The organism is Streptomyces sp. NPDC001848, assembly GCF_042891915.1.
Lineage (GTDB): Bacteria > Actinomycetota > Actinomycetes > Streptomycetales > Streptomycetaceae > Streptomyces.
In genome coordinates this window covers 63,414-80,728 of sequence record NZ_JBIATP010000008.1, presented here as the reverse complement: position 1 = coordinate 80,728, position 17,315 = coordinate 63,414, and the positions used below count along the sequence as shown (strand labels likewise).

Below are 17,315 nucleotides of genomic sequence, written 5' to 3'. Positions count from 1 at the left end.
GTGAACAAAGCCACCGAGGCCCGTCAACAAGTCTGGCTCGGCGAGGTCGCCGGCCTGCAGGAGACCCTGGCCGCCCTGCGCGCCAAAACCCAGCACGCCGAACACCTCGCCGCGGCCGACATCAACCGACAGCCCAGAACAACTGACCTGAGCGGGCAGACCATAAGCGGACTCGCACGGTCGGCCGACGGCCCCTGGCCCGGCACTGTGCGCCGCCCGCTCCAGTCGGTTACCGGCCGGGATGGGCGAAACCGCGTGCTGTCGGCTACAGCCTGAAAAGGGCGAACCCTCACAGATCGCAAACCCGATGGCGGAGGAGCACCCCAAGGCGGCAGATCGGGTTTTACAAGCTGCGGAGTGGATGCGCCACTCGACAACATATGCTGGTCACCGATATATATAGGTGGCATGAGTGACCGACCGCTTCAGGAGCCGACGCTGCTCCTGCTCACCGCCCTGGCCGACGAGCCCAGGCATGGTTACGGACTGATCCAGGAGATCGACGCGATCTCCCAGGGCCGCGTGCGGATGCGCACCGGCACCCTGTACGGCGCGCTGGACCGGCTGCTCCAGCAGGGCCTGATCCGGGTCGAGCGCGAGGAGGTCGTCGACGGCCGGGCCCGCAAGGTCTATGCCCTTGCCGAGCCCGGTCGCTCCACGCTGGCCGCCGAGATGGAGCGGCTGCGCGCCGTCGTCGCCGAGGCGGAACGCCGGATGGCCGCCCGCAACGCCCCCGCCATCCGCCCGAAAGGTGCCCTGGCATGACGGAGCAGCACCCGCCGCGCCCCCTCCGCTGGGCCCTGCGCTTCCACCCGGCCGCCTACCGTGCCGAGCACGAAGCCGAGTTGAGCGCGATCTACGCCGAGGCCACGAAGGACGCCGGCCCACTTGGCCGACTGCGAGAGGCGCTCGACGTCGCCGGCCACGGCCTGCGGCGGCGCACCGGCCTCGGCTCGGACCGGACTGCCGGTCAGGTCCTGGCGCATGCGGCACCGCTGACGGTCGCCGTCGCGACGGGCGGCAGCGTGGCGAACCTCTTGTGGTTCGTCGCCCCCGGCATCCGGATCCCGCGCTCCTCCTCACTCCCGGGCATGCTCTTCCTGGCCAACCAGGGCCTCATGCCGCTGCTCTGGCTGGCGGCACTCGCGGCCGTCTGGACCGGGCGCTGGAGTGTGGCCCGGGCACTGGTCGTGCCGGCGACGGTGCTGCGGCTGGCCGACCTCCCCCTGCTCCTGCTTTCCCACCTCTTCGCCAGCACCTACGCGGGCGCTGCGCTGAACCTGATCGTGCCGTTGCTCACCGGCGCCGTCGTCCTCGCGGCACCCAGGGACCTGCTCGGCCCCTCCCAGCCACAGCGCGCCGCGATCGCCGGCACCACCGCGCTGGCCGTCGCGCTGTGGGTGGCGCTCCTCGTCAGCGCCTACTACCCCCTGAAGGGAGGCCCGCTGATCACCCATACACTCTGGGCCGGGGCCTTCGCGGTCGCTCTGCTCTTCAGCAGGCGTGACCGGTTGCTTGCCGCGGGTCTGGCGGTGGCTCTGCTTCCCATCGCGCTGCAGATGACTGCGTCGCTGCTCTACCCGCTTACCCCCGCGGGCGTGGGCGCCCTGCTCGTGGTTTTGCTCAGCAGCACGGTCTCCGTCCTGCGCGCGCGCCGGCGCCGCGCCCAGACAACCCCACCGAGCGCGGCATAGCGGGATCCGCGCCCGGTCGGCGGCCCGGATCGGGCCAGAGCTTCGGGCCTTTCACGGCCTTGGCTGAGCGATCCGGCCGGTCATGTGGTCGTATCCACCCGAATGGGGTATGGCCAGACGCCGCTGAGTTGGCCGTGACCGAATTGATCGCACATGTCGTCCGATACCTTCCACCGGTGCAAGTGTTGGTGCTGCAGGGGAGTTCATGTGTAGGTTTTCCCAACTGCTCTCGGTACGCGCTGTGTTGGCCCATGATGCGGAGCGGAACCGTGGGCTCGCCTTGCCGGACGCGGTGCTCGATGAGTGGGGTGGGAGCCGGGGCCTTCGGGCAGCAAGAGGGTGTGGTCCGAATTCCGGACCACCTGACGACGGGGAGACGACTGACAGTGTTGGCGGAGGCGATGACGGCGGCTGCGGCGGCTGGCGGCACGGCGGTGGTGCAGGCAGCCGGCACGGATTTCTGGGCCTGGTGCAGGGCGCGCGGGGCGCGGCTCATCGGCCGGGGTGATCCCGCTCGTGAAACCGAGGCGCTGGAGCGCTTGGACCGGACCGCAACCGCCCTGGCGGCAGCCTCGGACGACGAGCGGGAGCGGGTCGGCATCGTGCACGCACGGCTGTGGCGGGGCGAGTTCGCCTCGCTGCTGGAGTCCCTGGGGGATCAGGAAAGGGAACGGGTAGCCGCCGAGCTGCGTGCCATCGCAGGCGAGTTCGGATCACCGGACGCGACCGCCGGAGGGGTGGTGTCGGGCAACACGTTCAACGGCCCGACCAACTTTCAGACCGGCAACCACAACCATCAGGAGAACAAGTTCGGTTCCGCGTGATGAGGCGTTCCAGGTCCCGTGGCCCTGGTGGGGTCTCGAAGAGCACGTTCAACGGCACGACGAACATGGTGGTCGGCGATCACGGCACCATGGTGGTCCACAACCACCTGACGCCTCAGACTCCACTCGACGCCATGGCCGAATCGCTGGCCGCCGCCGTGGAGGAGGAGTGGAACAAGGAGGCCGGACTGCGGCGCCTGAAAGCGCGGGTCGTGGACGAGACTCCGCTGCCCGTGCGGTGGGAGGTGAGCGGGCGCAGGGTGACAGACCGGGCCGCCGGAGCGACCGCCGAGGGTATGAGGCACAACTTCGGCCCGCTACCCGGGCTGAGTGTGGTCACGCGCGAGCAGCTCCTGGAGGGCGGTGGCCTGAAGGAACTGCACGAGGTGTACGGCGGGCTGGCCTCCGGCCGGATTCTGCTGGTCGGCCGTGAGGCGGCGGGAAAGACGGCAGCCTTGGTGCTGTTGCTGCTGAAGGCACTCGAATACCGGAGGGAGGCCAAGCCCGAGGACCAGCGGCGCATCCCTGTCCCGGTGCTCCTGCCCCTGGAGGGCTGGGATCCCAGGAAGGAGAGCCCGCTGGACTGGGCGGCGGCGCAGATCGCGCGCAAGTACCGGTTCCGCGGGCCCGAGGAGGCACGGCAGCTACTGAAGGAGCGCCGCGTCGCGCTGTTCCTGGACGGACTCGACGAGGTCGTGGGCAAACTGCGGGGGGCCATGGTGCGCGCCTTGGGATCCGCGCCCTTCCGGATGGTGGTGACGTCGCGGGTCGACGAGGCCGAACGCACCGCCCAGAAAGCGCGGTTGCGTGGGGCTGCCGGCTTGGAGATCCAACCGGTGAAGTCAGAGGCCGCCGCCGAGTACCTGCTCAACCAACTGCCGGACCCGCCGCCGCCCGCCTGGCATCGGCTCACCCGCAGACTGCTGGAAGAACCCGACAGCGCCGTTGCCCAGGCGCTCTCCAGCCCGTTGGCGATCAGCCTGGTGCGGGATGTCCACCGTGAAGACGACCCGGTCGACGAGCTGCTCGACACTGCCCGCTTCCCCGACTCCCGTACGATCGAGGATCACCTCCTCGACCACGCGGTCGCGGCTGCATACACCCCAGGGTACTGGGATCCCCGGCCTCGTCACTCCCCAGAGACGGCCGAGCGGACGCTGCGATTCATCGCTGCCCGGCTCGCCCAAGAGGGAACCGGCGATCTGTCCTGGTGGCACATTCCGGGATGGGCGAACCCCCGGCCGAGGGCGGTCGTCGTCGGCATCGTGGTCGGTGTGGTGTACGGGGTCGTCAACGCCCTCGGCCTATGGCGGGCGTCCGGCGCCTTGTCCGCTTGGGTGGCGGGACCGCTCATGGCGGTCGCCGCCGGGTGCGTGGCAGGGCGGCAGGCAAGCCTCCTGGCTGCCCGGCAGCCGCTGCCCAGCGCCGGATGGCGGGACATCTTCTCCCCGGCGACCCTCAAGATGGGTTTGGGGGTCTGGCTGGGCATCGGGCTCCTGAACTGGTTGTTGGGCCCGCACATTGTGGACCCGCCGATGCCGGTCTGGCTCGACTTGCTCAGTGCGCTGCCGCTTGGCTTCGCCGCCACCATGGCAAGTGGACCCGGGTATCAGCTCATGGCCGGAGGCTTCATTCTCGCTGTGGGCTCCGGAGCGTGGTTCGACGGCCTGCGAAGAGGGCTGACCCGACGCACGGTGACCGAGAGCCGGTCGATCGGCCCACGGGACGTGTGGCGGCACCACCTCGGGCTACGGCTGGTGCTGGCGCTGCTGTCCGGACTCGCCGTGGCACTGTTCTTCGCCTGCCTCATGGGCTGGGCCCACGGGCTGCACAACGGCGTTGCCACGGGTCTTGTGGCCGGCCTGTGGGCCGCGTTGTTCGCCGGTCCTGCCGGCAACCTCGCCGTGGCCACCGCCCTCACCGCCGTACAACTGGCCTTCCGGGAGCGCACTCCTGTGCGCCTGATGGCCTTCCTGGAGGATGCCCACCACCGCAACCTGTTGCGGGTGACCGGCCCCGTGTACCAGTTCCGGCATGCCCGGTTGCAGGAACGTCTGACCCGGCAGGAGTGAGAGTTGCCGCGGGGGCCCCTGATCCCTTCGTCCAGGGGCGAGTGCCTGCCGGACGGGCTGACGCGTAACTCAGGGCGGCAGCCGACCTGGAGTTCAGCACCGGCGACCTCGACCCGGAAGCCGAACTGACGACGCGGGATACCCGCTGGCAGCTGTGGGCGGGCAACTCCCTCGACCGGCCCCTCTGGAAAGCCACTGCCAGCGTCGTCGCCGGCTGCGAGCTCAGCGCCTTCGCCCACGGCTTCCTTCCCGGCGACACCTAGAGCGGCCCTGAGCCAGTGGTCGGCAGCGGAGAGGCCGGGCCAGGAACTTGCCGCACGCGTGGACGCCGTCATCGGCGAACGGGACCGCCTGCACCGCAGGCTCGCGAGGTACGGGCTGCCCGTCCTGTCCGGCCAAGCCAACTTCCCCTGGTTCGCCGCCGGGCCGGATACCGGCACCGACCGGATGGTGCACGCGCTCAACACCGCGCGGATCCACATCGGTCACTGGGCCGCGGAGGGGATACGGCTGACGGTCGGCCGTCCGGAGGACGAGGATGCGGTGCTGTCCGTCCTGGCACCGGCGGGAAAGCGGCCCGGACCGGTGAGCGGGTGACCGCGGGTCGCCGTCGGCGTGCGGATCAGCGTCGAGGTCCCTGAATTCGGCAGCGACATCGCGGAGTTCATCGCGGTCGGTCAGGTGCTCACCGGGACAGTGTCGGAGGCACCGTCGCCGGGTGCCGTCGCCGTCGAGCGCGAACCGAGCATGGCCGACCGGCTCGCGGGGCGCGAGGGCGCGTCGAGCGGATCGAGGTCTTCCTCGGCGAGCAGCGTCTCGTGTTCGACCTGGCGGGCACGCATCGCAAGGGCGAGGCGTGCAAGGAGGTCCGCGGCGTGGTGCTCTCGCGGCGCCCGGTGGCGCTCGACGAGTGGGTACGGGAGCTCGCAGTTGCGGTCACGGCCCGGGCACAGTCCGACACGCGGGCGCGGGCGACGCTGGGGCGGCTTGTGCTCGGGGTGTAACGACGTCGCCTCCCCACCGACTCGTCCGCCAGCGGGACAGCCTGGCACACGTTGAGGCAGTAGGCACCCTGCAGGTGGTGCCGGCACAGCGGGCGGGCTTGCGGCTGGGACCGTCGGCGAGGCGGACCTCTGTCCGTGCTCGTACGGGTTCCGGCCGAGCGGCGTGCGCACGGCGCGATCGCCGAGCCACGGCCTTGGTGGGCAGCCCTTGCGCTGCCCACCAAGGCTGGAGGGTGGCCGTGGGATCAGTCGCCCTCATCGGCGAGGGCCGCCAGTTCACGCTCCACGGCGCGCTGGTGCTCCACTGCCTCCTCGCGTGCTTTCCGCGGGCTCCAACGGCCGGCCATGACGAAGATGAACGGCAGGAAGAACACCTGTCCGGCCACACAGACCAGCCACCAGGTGCGCCACTGTTCCGGCCCCTGGGCCGCGGCGCTCTTCACCTGGGATCCGTAGCGTTGCAGCAGCGCCAACTGCGGCTGGGCCTTGCGCACGGTGGCCAGATCGTCGGCCCCGACCTCTCGCACCGCCCGAGCCGCCAGTGCGGGCGGGACCGCGGTCGGAGGGTACGCCTCGAGTTCGGCGAAAAGCCGCGGGTGCGCGTCGATGACGGCCAGAGCGGCGGCGGCCTGGACGCTCGCGGCCTTCACCTGGGCACCATGCTCGACCAGCGGCGTGGCCGACGTGACCACGACCGGGACGAACGCTGTGGAGATCGCGACCACCGCCCGGATGATCCATCCCCACACGGCCAGACCGGTCGCCGTGGCGGCCGGGTTGTGTTTCTCGACGGTCTCGGTGAAGCTCGCCATCCAGGGTGCGTAGGTGACGCCGGTGAACACACCGATGGCGACGAACAGTGCGGCAAAGGTGTAGTAACCGGTGCGCTGCTCTGTGGCGTGCAGGGCGAAGAGCGTGGTGACCGCGATCGAACCGACGGCTCCGGCAACCATGAACGGCTTGCGCACCTTCAGCTTGTCGGAGACCAGCCCGGCCGCCAGCAGCGCGACCGCGTTGGCCGCCCAGTACCAGTTGGCCAGCCCGTTGGTGCGCTGCTCGGTGTAGCCGAAGGTCGCGGCGAAATAGACGACGAAGTTTCCCACAGCGCCGAAGTAGAGCAGGAGGAAGAGGCTGACAGCGGTGGCCGAGCCGACGACGTCCAGCCGCAGCATCTGCCGCCAGTGGCCCTCTGCCGCCGTCCTCGGATTCAGGCCCTTGGCCCGCGCTTCGACCAGCGCACGGTCGCGGAGGCTGACCATGATCTGATCACGCAGCCGGGGCGACAGCTCGCGCAGCCCCACCAGCGCCAGAACGAAGACGGCAAGCCCGGCCCAGCCGGAGTAGCGCAGCTCGTCCTGCCAGCCGGCGAAGGACAGGGTGCTGCTGGTGACGACGGTGACGACCAGGCTCCCGATGACCGGGCCCATGGTCCAGTAGCCCATTGCGGTGGCTCGGCCGAGTTGTGGGGAGAAGTCCCGGATCAGTGCCGGCGTGGCCACGAGCACGATGCCCTCGATGAAGCTGAGGCAGGCGAAGAGCACCAGGTGGTCGGCGGATCTCCAGGCGCCTGATCTGTCCTGCCTCGGTGGTTGGTCGGGCAGCCGGCGAAGTCGAGCCGTTTTTTTGATTCACGGCTCGGTGCGGCTGGTGCTCGTTGTCGCACAGGGCATCGAGCAGAGGGCGCTCGTCTCGTAGGAGGGTGCGCTCCAGGAGGACGTGCACGGGGAGGGCGGTCCTGCGCGGCGCTCGCGCCCGCCGGAGCGCGGGTGCTGGGTGCCGGGTGCGGTACCGGACGGGTCATGATCCGGCTCGCGGAGCTCGGGTACGACTGTGGCGGGGGCGATCTTTTGATGCGTGGATGCTGGCAGTGGCGCAGTGGCAGGCGGCCGAACTGCCTTGGTTCCAGGCCGATCTCGTCGGGTTCGAGCCGAGCCTGATCGGCATCGCGGCGGACTTCGATCTCGTGGTCGATGCGGGCCAGATGCTCCCGCTGCTCGACTTGGGGCAGCCGCGTTGTTCCTTGTGTGGCTGGGGCGTTGTCGGCGTAACGCGCAGATCTGCTCCAGCACAACTGTCGGGGCGTCCGGTGTCTGGTTTGTCATGGCTTGCTTCATCCCCGTGCTCAACTGGTGGTTCCCGCGCCAGGTCGTGCTGGACATCGAGCGCGCGAGTGCTGGGATGTAGGGAAAGGCCGGCAAAGCTGCTTTGGGCGCAGCTCGGATGGAGTGATCGTTCGGGCAGGTTTCGTCAGGTCGCGGCTGAGCGCCATAGCCAGCGGAGCGCATCGGGGAGTAGGACTCCGCCGTGGTTGGGGCTGTGGCCACCGTCGCCGAGGACGAGACGGAAGTCGTAGCCTGCTTCCGCGAGAGCGGCTGCCACACGCAGGTTGCCGGCGAGCCAGTTCTTTTCGGGCCTGTTCCAGTTGAGGTCGCGGTGGCCTGCTTGCATGAAGATGCGCAGTGGTTTGCGGGGGGCGTTGAGGATCAGGGCAGGGTACGGGTTTCCGTTCGGCATCTGCGTGAAGCTGGAGAGGTAGCAGATGACTCGCCGGAACTTGTCCGGGCGCATCCACGCGGCCGTGAAGGCGCAGTTGCCGCCGCTGCTGCCACCGCAGATGCCCCATTGGTCGGCGTCCTTGGCGATCGAGTAGCGCCGTGTGACCTGGGGGATGATCTCAGCCAGGAGAAAGGTGACGTAGCGGTCGTCGAACGCGTCGTACTCGGCGTTGCGGTTCTTCGATTGTTCGGCGTTATTGAGGACGCCGGGGTCGACGAAGACGCCGATAGTGACCGGGATCTCGCCGCGGTGGATGAGGTTGTCCAACACGATGCCGCCGCGGACCTGCCCGTCCGGGTCCAAGTACCACCATCCGTCCTGGAACACCATCAGCGACGCGGGTTCGGAGGGGTCGTATTGCGCGGGCACATGAACCCAGTACCGCCTCGTGGTGCCGGGGTAGATCGTGTTCTCGCACCAGTCAAACTCCACGGTCGAGCCGGCGGGGACGCCCGGTTGTATGCCCGAATCGGGCCCGTAGGCGTAGCGAACGTCTTGCTGGTCGATGGGGAGCGGACGAAAGGGCAGCTCGATGGTCACGTCCGCACCCTAGAGATGCTGTCCGATCGTCTCAAAGGGATTGTGTACGGTTTGTTCGGATCGACGGCCGCGATCAAGAGGCGAGGGGTAAGTTCGCTGGTCGGGGGTGGGGTGGAGGCGTTCGTGCTCGCGGTCGGCGTGGTATCGCCAGTAGGGGTCGAGGTCGCCGTTGGAGACGACGGCACGCAGTCGCAGGACGGCTTCGGCTCCGGGAAGGCCCCAGCACGCGCCGGTGATGTCGAGGCGGTCGGCGATCAGGTGGCGGCAGGCACCCTCCACCGCGCCGGTGGCGAGCGGTGGTCGCCCGGTTCCAGCGGCGCGTTCGGCAGCGGCGGTCCCGGCCACGTGTGAGCCCGCCGCCGACGCCCTCGATGGCCGCCTCCAAGCCGGGCAGGTCAGGGGAGACCGGCTGTCGCGTCCTCTAACGCCAGGTCCGGGCGAAGCCGCAGCTATGACACCTGTCTGAGCAGCCCGCCCGCGTGCGCTGCTGCAGCGGACCTCCCGAAGAGTCTCGGCATGACCCGGCGGGCCTTGGCATCCGCGCAGGCCGGAGATGGTCTGGTCGGGCACCCGGTGTGTCCGGGGACGACCGGGTTGCTTGCGGACTCCCGCGCCCGACTCATTCCGTGATCCGGAGGCGTGTTTATGCCCTTTCGTGGGAGCTGCCCTGGCTGCGCGGGGTGCTGGCGGCTCCTCGCTCAGGCGCGGTGACCTCCGGGCTCGGTTGGCCCTCCGCGCTTTCGGATGACGAGGTGAGGAGGCCGGGGCGGATGCGGCGACGGTGCCATCGGGTCTTCGCCAGGAGCGCCGAGCCGCAGATCACGATGGCGAGCCCGGTGAGCATGCCGTACAGAAGAGGCCCTGGACGGGTGATCCCGGAGGTGATGAGCAGGCCGGTGGCAGCGGCCGGGGGGTGGTGGGCACAGAACAGGGTGAGTATGAACAGTGTCGCCCCGACCGCGAGTGCTTGTGCCCCGATCTGCGGCAGGGTGTCATGGTGCTGTTCCAGCCCCGAGGGCTGGTTCCACAGCCCGAAGGCGGCGAGACAGGCAAGTCCACAGGCGGTCGCCGCCGTGTGCCCCATCACCGCGTCCCTCACCCGGGGACCTGTTCTCTCCGGGTGTGCCAGGAGGAGGTACGCAGTCGGCCCCAGGGTCGTCGTCAGCAGGATCCAGCCGATTCCATGACCGATGAAGCCGTTGGCTGCGAGCAGTGCCGCGGAAAGGAGCAGCAGCCGACTGCCCGCGGACAACCGTGCCTTGAACGATGGCGGGCGCCGGGAGGGCGGCCCATTGTGCCGGGTGTTCTCGTGGGACGGTCCACTCGCTTCCGGGTGGAGCTGGAGAGCACGACCGTTCTTGTCAGCCGGTGTGGTCATTGGCAGTCCTGGAACAGGTGGGAGTCGCCGGGGCACTCGGCGTCGTCGTTCTGGGGCCATTGCGGCGCTATGGAGCCCGCTCGCCATTTCTCCCGTCAGCGGGAGTCGGCGGAGACCTGCACGGGTAGAAAACCAACGATGGCAAAGTCGGGCCTTCCGGACAAAATGAGAGCATGTCTACTCGCAGCATCGACTGGGAGCGCCAGGCCGAGTCGCCGAGCGAGCCTTCCTGACCAACGGCGGGCGTCGAAGAAGACCGCTGCTCGGCGAACGAGGCCACAGCGCGAGTGCGGCGGCGGGGAACCAGGGACTGTCGCAACTGTGTCGGTGCACCGATCCGGTCTCTCGCATGCACGCGGTTGGCGAAGGCCCGCGACCGCTACGCCGTTCAGGTGGAAGACGTCAAGACAGCTCGGAGAAGCGGCCGCACCGCTCGGACGGGGGCCCAGCGGCCCCCTTCGGCCCGTTCATCCCGGTCCCCAGACCGGAGCCGGCTCCCATACTGCTGGCGTCCTACCGAGGTGAGGTGGAATGCCGGGCATCGTACCGGCGGTGTATGTCGTTCCGGCTCGAACATCGCCTACCGGGACCCGGTGGCGCCGGTGCCGGGCACGACCCAGCCGCTGACCGACGCCGAACGTGAGAAGTTCGACAAGTTCGTCGATGGCCTGGAGCCCCTGGGCTTCGGAAGCAACCCCTCGAATCCGAACAGGCCGGAGGACGCGTGCCGGCTGCGGACCGCCGGCTATCCGGAACGGAAGGTTCCTTCGGGTCCCGGCTCGAAGAGACCGTTCCAGGCCGCAGATGGTATGCGACCGGCAGAGGGCTACATGCTCGACTCGAAGTACGTGGACGACGAGAAAGATGCTGGCGCAAGCCGGAAACGCTGAGCAACCTGGCCGATACCTACCGCAAGGAAGCCGCGAAGCGGTGGAACAAGAGGCGTCTTTCAAGGGCCTGGACGAGGGCGATGCGACCCACGGCTCGTTAGATCGAAGGGCAGACGCGGCCAACTGATCCGCCCTGCGGAAGGCAAACCTGCTTGTCCTGAGTGGGGGTCCTCGTCGACGTCTCGGCAGATGGCCTGGATTGCCGCATCGCTGTGGGGGAGCACCGCGTCCCACAGGCGTATGGTCCTGTCGTCGCTGACTGTGGCGACGCGACGAGACTGCGGTGGCGCGCAGCGCGGCCCCACCGGACGACCAGCCAGTCGATGGTATGGGAGTATGGTTCATTTACGTGGCAGGTTCTCGGACCAGTTCCGCGGCCGGTCCGACCCCCGCGTTCGGTGCCGACCTGCATCTGGAGCTGCGCGGACCCGGGCTGCGTGCAGGGCTCACGGACGCCTTGAGGGAGGTCGTGCGCACGGGGCGTCTGGCGCCCGGCAGTCGGCTGCCGGCCTCCCGCTCACTCGCTGCGGATCTCGGTGTTTCGCGTAACACCGTGGTCGAGGCCTACACCGAGCTGGTCGCTGAGGGCTGGCTCACCGCGCAGCAGGGCTCCGGGACCCGGGTGGCCACCCGGGTCGAGCCGCGCAGGGCCGCGTCTGAGACTCCTCGCCGGAGGCCGGACGAGCCCCGTCCCGGGTATGGCCTGTGGACCGGTGCACCGGACCTCGCGAACTTTCCGCGCTCGCAGTGGCTCACTGCGGCCCGCCGGGCTTTGACCGCCGCGCCACACGATGCCTTCGGCTACGGCGACGCCCGCGGCCGGATGGAGCTGCGCACCGCACTCGCGGACTATCTGGCGCGGGCCCGCGGAGTGTACGCAGAGTCGGATCGGATCGTCATCTGTTCCGGATTCCACCACGGTCTGGCGCTGATGGCGCAGGCGCTCAGGGCGCGGCGGGTGCGAGGGGTGGCAGTCGAGGCCTACGGACTCGACCTGTTTCGCGACCTGCTGGCGAGTGCCGGTCTGCACACCCCGCCCCTCTACGTCGACGACCATGGCGCACGCATCGACGACCTCGCGCGACTGGTCGAAGTGGGGGCGGTGCTGATGACCCCGGCGCACCAGTACCCGACGGGGGTCGCGCTCCGCCCGGACCGGCGCACGGCAGCCGTCGAGTGGGCACGTGCCGCTGGCGGCCTGATCCTGGAGGACGACTATGACGGGGAGTTCCGGTACGACCGTCAGCCGGTGGGGGCCCTGCAAGGCCTCGATCCGGAGCGGGTGGTGTACTTCGGTTCTGTGAGCAAGTCCCTGGCACCGGGGGTACGGCTCGGATGGATGGTGCTGCCGGAGGAACTCATCCCGGAGATCGTGACGGCGAAAAGGCACGGCGACTACATGACGAGCGCCCTGGAGCAGCTGACGCTTGCGGAATTCATCGTCTCGGGTGCGTACGACCGTCATGTGCGCTCGATGCGGCTTCGCTACCGGCATCGCCGCGATCAGATGGTCGAGGTCCTGCGCCAGAGGGCTCCTGCCATTCGTGTGACCGGGATGGCTGCAGGGCTGCAGACGGTCCTCGAACTCCCGCGTGGAACCGAAAGCTCGGTGGTCCAGGCTGCGGCCCGGCAAGGTCTGTCGATCAGGGGGTTGACTCAGTTCCGCTACGAAGTGGCGGACTGTGGATGGCAGTTGCCCGAACGGGATGCCCTGGTGTTCAACTACGCGGCGCCCTCGGACAGCGCGTGGGCAGGCGCACTGGACGCACTGTGCCGGGTGCTTCCCTAGAAGGGGTTCCGAGGGCGGAGCGGACGCGCCTCTGTCCGTTCGGGAGCGTCCCTGCTGAGCTTCGAGGTGCTGGGGCTGTCGGCCTCAAGCGCCAGGCCGCCCGTGCCGGAGTCGGGGCGATCTCTCAGGCGGGAAGGCGTGTTGTCACGATCTCGCTATTCCGTTCCAACGCACTTCTCCACGGTGGCGAGTGCGTCGGCGGCGGTGTCGGCGGCGAAGACCAGCTCTCCGAGGGGCAATGGCAGCAACCCCTGCTCGTCCATTCGCCGGAGCTGGAGTGTCAGCCTGCCGTGGCAGCCCGCCGTGTTCAGCAGCACCACGGGGTCGTCGAACAGGCCGTGCTTCCTTAGCTCCAGGACCTCGGTCACTTCGTCCGACGTGCCCATGCCGCCGGGCATCACCACTACTGCGTCGGACACGGCGGGAAACCGTGCCTTGCGTTCACCGAGATCCCTGGCGAACGTCATTGCGTCGGCGTCCTTCCCCGACCCACTTCCGGAGAAAAATCGACCGAGATCCCCGTGCGCCGCCCTCCCGACGCCTGTACTCCGTTGGTGACGACCTTCCTCAGCCCGGTATCGGATCCGCAACACACCAGTGTGTGGCCGGCCCTGCCGATGAGCTACCCGAACTCGCGGGCCGGCTGGGTGTAGAGCTCGTCGGGGTCAGCGGCTGAGAGGAAGACGCCGATGTTCATCGCGGTGGTCACTGTCTCGGTCGTGACCGGACCGTATGCGCGCGTCCCTCCACAGGTGTGGACCATTTTCTGAGCAAAAGACCGGGCCACTTCGCGTCGAACGGCCAGGCAGGCCCCTGGGCGGCCATCTGTCAGAGCGTTGGCACCGCCAAGCCGGAGCGCCTCGTCGCATGGTCGGAGCGCCAGGGCCGGGAACGGGTTGGTGTCCCAGTTCCGTAGATCGCGATCTTGCTTGGTCCGCAGAATTGGTCTGGGAATTTGTCATAGAAATGGACCATACTCCGGAGCCACTGGGTGCGTAGCGTTCCACGCATGAGTACGAACGAAGCACGCGGAAGCCCGCAGCGCCTCCCCGAGCACACGCGCCGTCTGCAGTGGGCGAAGCTCGCCCGGAGGCCTCAGGCCATGATCCGCCTGGACACGGCACCGTGATGGTCTCTCCCGGTGGCTCACGTGCGCCTTCCCCGGGCGCAGCATCGTTCCCTACGTGGGGGCCCAAATGGCGGGGACGGGTCTTGGGCGCCTGGTGTGGGGCCCGCGGTCTCCTTCCCGTCGATCGCCTACGCGGCGATCGTGCCCGCGCCCTGCCACAGCCCGCGTCAGTCTTTCTCGCCGAGGCCGGCGGCATGACGGTCACCATGCTGGCGGCCGGGTTTTACATGGCTCATGCCCGCTGTGTCCGCCTGGTGCCGTACGTCATCGGACTGTCTGTCCGTTGCGCTGGTGATCGCTCCGCCAGTGAGCTCTGTCCTGCCGCATTCGCTGGGCAGACCACCGATCCGCGGATCTGTCTGGTGGCTCCGATTCTGGGGGCCCTCGGGGTCTGGCTGCACACCTTCTCAGCAGTCGCCGACTGACGCGTGAGGTGCGGGTGAGAGCAATCGGGGAGTCACCGGACGGCCGTGTTGCTGCCGTCGGTGTCAGCCGACGGCCCGTCGGCTGCACCCAGGCCCCACAGGGGTCCGCCGGTGCACGTCTGACGGGCCGAGACCACCGCCGCAGCCACCGTCGGGGGCAGTGTGAATGGGCTGTGGCCTGCCGTGCCTGGTAGCTCACTCCTGCCCTGGACCTATCCATCCACCAGACAGCCGAGCAGTTGGGGGACCGCATCGCCGGGGGGACGTAGAAGGGAAGAGCAATGGGTGGTTCGGCAGAGACAGCGGTCTCCGAGGCTCAGACGGCCATCGAGACAGTCTGCCCAGCGATAGCTGTCCTCGACGCGCAGGGGACGGTAGTCGGATGGTCGCAGGCCGCTCAGCGGCTCGTGGGCTACTCGGCCACGGAGGTGGTGGGGCAGTCCGCCTGTGTCCTGTTGGTGGCCGCTGACGACCGAGCGAAGGCTTCACAGGCCGCACAGGAGAGCACCCTCCGGAGCTGCTGGTCCGACCTCGCGCAGGTCCGCCACCGCGACGGCCGCAGCATTGACGTGCGCCTGTGCGTGTCTTCACTGACCGGGCAGGACGGCCGGGACTGGTGGTTGGTCTGCGCGACCGACAAGGCCTCGCTTCCCGCGTGGCCGGCCGAGGTCACAGTGGCGGAGCCGCTCCCCGCTGGGCTGCCGCTGCCGAGCCGCCTGCCGATCGGTGTCGTCGTACGGGACACGCACCTGCGCTGCATCCGGGTGAACGACACCCAGGGCTCCAAGGACGGCATCCCTCTCCCCAAGCGGCTGGGCCGCAGGCTGACGGAGGCAGCGCCCGGGACGGAGGCCGAAACGCTGGAGGCAGTGATGCACCAGGTGCTGCAGAGCGGCGACCCGGCGATCAACCTGGACTACCAGGCCTTCCTGCCGGCGAATGTGCGAAGCAGCCGCATATTGACAGCGTCCTACTTCCGCCTCGACGACGCGCACGGGCGCGCGCTGGGCGTGTGCGTCGTGAGCGTGGACGGCACCGACAGCCGACGGGCGCGAGAGCGTCTGGCAATCCTCGGCGAGGCCAGCAGGCGCATCGGCACCACTTTGGACGTCATGCAGACTGCGCAGGAACTGGCCGCCCTCGCCGTGCCGTTCCTCGCGGACTACGCCACCGTCGACCTGGCGGAGTCCGTCCAACACGGCGAGGAGCCCTTGGACCATCTCGGCCCACAGGACGAGCGCATCCCCGCCTTCCGCCGTGCGGGCCTGGCCTCGATCCACCCGGGAACGCCGGAGTCCCTGTTCGCTCGCGGAGAGCCGGTCGTCGTCCCGCCCACTTCGCCCTTCGCCGGTGTCCTGCGCTCCGGGAAGTCCCACTTCGAGCCGATACTGGACACATCCCCGGGCACATGGCTCGACCACCACGACCCCGCGCGGGCGGAGAAGATCCGCGAGCACGCCATGCACTCGTTGATGGTCGTCCCGATCCACGCCCGAGGCGCAGTGCTGGGCATGGCGGTCTTCGTGCGGACGGAGGACCCCAGGCCGTTCGAGGAGGACGACCTGCTCTTGGCCGAGGAACTCGCCAGCTGGGCAGCGCTGGCCCTGGACAACGCCCGCCAATACGTGCGCGAACGCTCCGCGGCTCTCGCCCTGCAGCGCCTGCTGCACCCCCACCGCCCCACGGGCGGCTCCGCCGCGGATGTGGCCTGGCGCTACCTGCCGGCCGACAGCCACCACGGCATCGGGGGTGACTGGTTCGACGTGATCCCCCTCTCCGGCGCCCGCGTCGCCCTGGTCGTCGGCGACGTGGTGGGACACGGCATCAACGCGGCGGCGAAGATGGGCCAACTCCGCACCGCCATGCACACCCTCGCGGACATGGACATGCCTCCCGACGAAGTACTGTCCCGCCTCGACGAGCAGGTCATCCGCTTCACCGAGGCGGAAGACCCCCGGCACCCGGCCACCACCACGATGGCCGCCACGTGCCTGTATGCCGTCTACGACCCGGTCACCCGTACCTGCACCATGGCACGGGCCGGCCATCCGCCGCCCGCGGTCATCGACCCGTACGGCCACGTCACGTTCCCCGACCTGCCCGCCGGAGCACCGCTCGGCCTCGGACTGGTCCCCTTCGAGTCCGTAACGTTCGAACTCGCCGAAGGAAGCGTGCTGGCCCTCTACACCGACGGTCTGATCGAGGCCCGCGACCAGGACATCAGCGCCGGCATGAACCGTTTGCGCGCGGCCCTCGCACGGCCCGACCTCGCATTGGACGATCTGTGCTCTTCGACGGTGGACACGCTCCGGGCCAAGGCGCCGAGCGACGATGTCACTCTGCTTCTCGCACGGACCCGCTCGCTGAGCGCGGACCAGGTTGCCTCCTGGCAGTTCCCCAGCGACCCGGCCGTCGTCAGCCGTGCCCGAACTCTCGCCGCCCGGCAGCTGACCCAGTGGGGACTGGAACACCTAGCGGAGTCCACGGAGCTGATCGTCAGCGAACTGTTCACCAACGCCATCATCCACGGCAACGGCAACGGCAACGGCAACGGCGATTGCAACAGCGACCGCACGATCGGCCTGCGCCTCATCCGGCACGAGATACTGACCTGCGAAGTCTCCGACGCCAGCCATAGCCACCCGCTTGTGCGACACCCCCGCTCCACCGACGAACACGGCCGCGGCCTCTTCCTCGTCACTCAACTGTCCAGCCGATGGGGAACCCGCCACACCCCGGACGGCAAAATCATCTGGGCTGATCAGCGACCGCCGGCCAGTGCGTGAAAGCACTTACCCGCCCAGCCCAAAGCGCTTGGAGGCCAGTGCCTGTGCCCCGAGAAGACCGTCAACTCGGTAGGCACCATTTATGTGGCTTGAGAGCGGACGTACGCTCCCACACCACACCAGCGGTAGCCCGGTGTCGGGGTGGAAAGTCCCATCCGGCCTTCCCGCCTTGTTCGCCAGACTCCAATGGCGCCCCACCCGCTCCTGGACGCGGTCAAAGTACCGGGA

14 protein-coding genes and 3 pseudogenes are annotated in these 17,315 nt (G+C 69.0%); 11 read left to right on the top strand and 6 right to left on the bottom strand.

What is annotated here, in order from left to right; genetic code table 11:
* From ACFYZJ_RS17895 to ACFYZJ_RS17870, 6 genes are all read left to right on the top strand, one after another.
* On the top strand, positions 1 to 276 hold the full coding sequence (locus ACFYZJ_RS17895; RefSeq protein ID WP_388568796.1) for a hypothetical protein: 276 nt from the start codon (positions 1 to 3) through the stop codon (positions 274 to 276).
* 132 nt (positions 277 to 408) lie between these two features.
* Positions 409 to 765 carry a PadR family transcriptional regulator gene (locus ACFYZJ_RS17890; RefSeq protein ID WP_388568794.1) on the top strand — a complete coding sequence of 119 codons (357 nt, stop codon included), beginning with the start codon at positions 409 to 411 and terminating at the stop codon, positions 763 to 765.
* Positions 762 to 1,694, top strand: a complete 933-nt coding sequence (locus tag ACFYZJ_RS17885; RefSeq protein WP_388568792.1) for a hypothetical protein — start codon at positions 762 to 764, stop codon at positions 1,692 to 1,694. The genes ACFYZJ_RS17890 and ACFYZJ_RS17885 overlap by 4 nt, the downstream gene beginning before the upstream one ends.
* Positions 1,695 to 2,080: 386 nt before the next feature.
* Complete coding sequence (locus tag ACFYZJ_RS17880; protein WP_388568791.1) at positions 2,081 to 2,518, top strand: hypothetical protein; 438 nt, start codon at positions 2,081 to 2,083, stop codon at positions 2,516 to 2,518.
* Entirely contained in the window at positions 2,518 to 4,590 is a 2,073-nt protein-coding gene (locus tag ACFYZJ_RS17875) for a hypothetical protein (RefSeq protein ID WP_388568789.1), read from the top strand. Before ACFYZJ_RS17880 ends, ACFYZJ_RS17875 begins: the two co-directional genes overlap by 1 nt.
* Positions 4,591 to 4,911: 321 nt before the next feature.
* Positions 4,912 to 5,187, top strand: coding sequence for a hypothetical protein (locus tag ACFYZJ_RS17870; protein ID WP_388568787.1), 276 nt, complete (start codon positions 4,912 to 4,914; stop codon positions 5,185 to 5,187).
* A gap of 80 nt (positions 5,188 to 5,267) precedes the next feature.
* On the opposite strand, the gene ACFYZJ_RS17865 is transcribed toward ACFYZJ_RS17870, so the two are convergent.
* Together ACFYZJ_RS17865 and ACFYZJ_RS17860 are read right to left on the bottom strand one after the other, a co-directional pair.
* Positions 5,268 to 5,432, bottom strand: coding sequence for a hypothetical protein (locus ACFYZJ_RS17865; RefSeq protein ID WP_388568785.1), 165 nt, complete (start codon positions 5,430 to 5,432; stop codon positions 5,268 to 5,270).
* Between the two features lie 407 nt (positions 5,433 to 5,839).
* Positions 5,840 to 7,135: an MFS transporter gene (locus tag ACFYZJ_RS17860; protein WP_388568783.1), complete on the bottom strand. Its 1,296-nt coding sequence runs from the start codon at positions 7,133 to 7,135 to the stop codon at positions 5,840 to 5,842.
* A 169-nt stretch (positions 7,136 to 7,304) separates the two neighbouring features.
* On the opposite strand from ACFYZJ_RS17860, the pseudogene ACFYZJ_RS17855 reads away from it, so the two are divergent.
* A pseudogene (locus ACFYZJ_RS17855) lies at positions 7,305 to 7,599 on the top strand (class I SAM-dependent methyltransferase); the annotation flags it as partial.
* A 17-nt stretch (positions 7,600 to 7,616) separates the two neighbouring features.
* Entirely contained in the window at positions 7,617 to 7,778 is a 162-nt protein-coding gene (locus ACFYZJ_RS17850; protein WP_388569446.1) for a DUF4328 domain-containing protein, read from the top strand.
* Positions 7,779 to 7,841: 63 nt separating this feature from the next.
* Here ACFYZJ_RS17850 and ACFYZJ_RS17845 read toward each other — a convergent pair whose 3' ends face one another.
* From ACFYZJ_RS17845 to ACFYZJ_RS17835, 3 genes and pseudogenes are all read right to left on the bottom strand, one after another.
* Complete coding sequence (locus ACFYZJ_RS17845; RefSeq protein WP_388568781.1) at positions 7,842 to 8,690, bottom strand: alpha/beta hydrolase; 849 nt, start codon at positions 8,688 to 8,690, stop codon at positions 7,842 to 7,844.
* Between the two features lie 9 nt (positions 8,691 to 8,699).
* Positions 8,700 to 8,987, bottom strand: a pseudogene (locus ACFYZJ_RS17840) (hypothetical protein); the annotation flags it as partial.
* Between the two features lie 346 nt (positions 8,988 to 9,333).
* Positions 9,334 to 10,068 carry an HPP family protein gene (locus ACFYZJ_RS17835; RefSeq protein ID WP_388568779.1) on the bottom strand — a complete coding sequence of 245 codons (735 nt, stop codon included), beginning with the start codon at positions 10,066 to 10,068 and terminating at the stop codon, positions 9,334 to 9,336.
* Positions 10,069 to 10,670: 602 nt separating this feature from the next.
* On the opposite strand from ACFYZJ_RS17835, the gene ACFYZJ_RS17830 reads away from it, so the two are divergent.
* Together ACFYZJ_RS17830 and ACFYZJ_RS17825 are read left to right on the top strand one after the other, a co-directional pair.
* Positions 10,671 to 10,958 (top strand): restriction endonuclease fold toxin-2 domain-containing protein, encoded by a 288-nt coding sequence (locus tag ACFYZJ_RS17830; protein WP_388568777.1) that lies wholly within the window; start codon positions 10,671 to 10,673, stop codon positions 10,956 to 10,958.
* A gap of 328 nt (positions 10,959 to 11,286) precedes the next feature.
* Positions 11,287 to 12,747, top strand: a complete 1,461-nt coding sequence (locus tag ACFYZJ_RS17825; protein WP_388569442.1) for a PLP-dependent aminotransferase family protein — start codon at positions 11,287 to 11,289, stop codon at positions 12,745 to 12,747.
* A 155-nt stretch (positions 12,748 to 12,902) separates the two neighbouring features.
* On the opposite strand, the pseudogene ACFYZJ_RS17820 reads toward ACFYZJ_RS17825, so the two are convergent.
* Positions 12,903 to 13,444 (bottom strand): annotated as a pseudogene (locus ACFYZJ_RS17820) (LOG family protein).
* Positions 13,445 to 14,582: 1,138 nt separating this feature from the next.
* Between ACFYZJ_RS17820 and ACFYZJ_RS17815 the strand changes: the two are divergent.
* A complete protein-coding gene (locus ACFYZJ_RS17815; RefSeq protein WP_388568775.1) occupies positions 14,583 to 17,087 on the top strand; it encodes a SpoIIE family protein phosphatase in 2,505 nt (834 codons plus the stop codon).
* The last annotated feature ends 228 nt before the right edge of the window (positions 17,088 to 17,315 follow it).

Coding starts and splice junctions, on each gene's coding strand:
- ACFYZJ_RS17890 (WP_388568794.1), top strand. CDS start 409: ATGAGTGACCGACCGCTTCAGGAGCCGACGCTGCTCCTGCTCACCGCC.
- ACFYZJ_RS17885 (WP_388568792.1), top strand. CDS start 762: ATGACGGAGCAGCACCCGCCGCGCCCCCTCCGCTGGGCCCTGCGCTTC.
- ACFYZJ_RS17875 (WP_388568789.1), top strand. CDS start 2,518: ATGAGGCGTTCCAGGTCCCGTGGCCCTGGTGGGGTCTCGAAGAGCACG.
- ACFYZJ_RS17865 (WP_388568785.1), bottom strand. CDS start 5,432: ATGCGTGCCCGCCAGGTCGAACACGAGACGCTGCTCGCCGAGGAAGAC.
- ACFYZJ_RS17835 (WP_388568779.1), bottom strand. CDS start 10,068: ATGACCACACCGGCTGACAAGAACGGTCGTGCTCTCCAGCTCCACCCG.
- ACFYZJ_RS17825 (WP_388569442.1), top strand. CDS start 11,287: ATGGGAGTATGGTTCATTTACGTGGCAGGTTCTCGGACCAGTTCCGCG.
- ACFYZJ_RS17815 (WP_388568775.1), top strand. CDS start 14,583: ATGGGTGGTTCGGCAGAGACAGCGGTCTCCGAGGCTCAGACGGCCATC.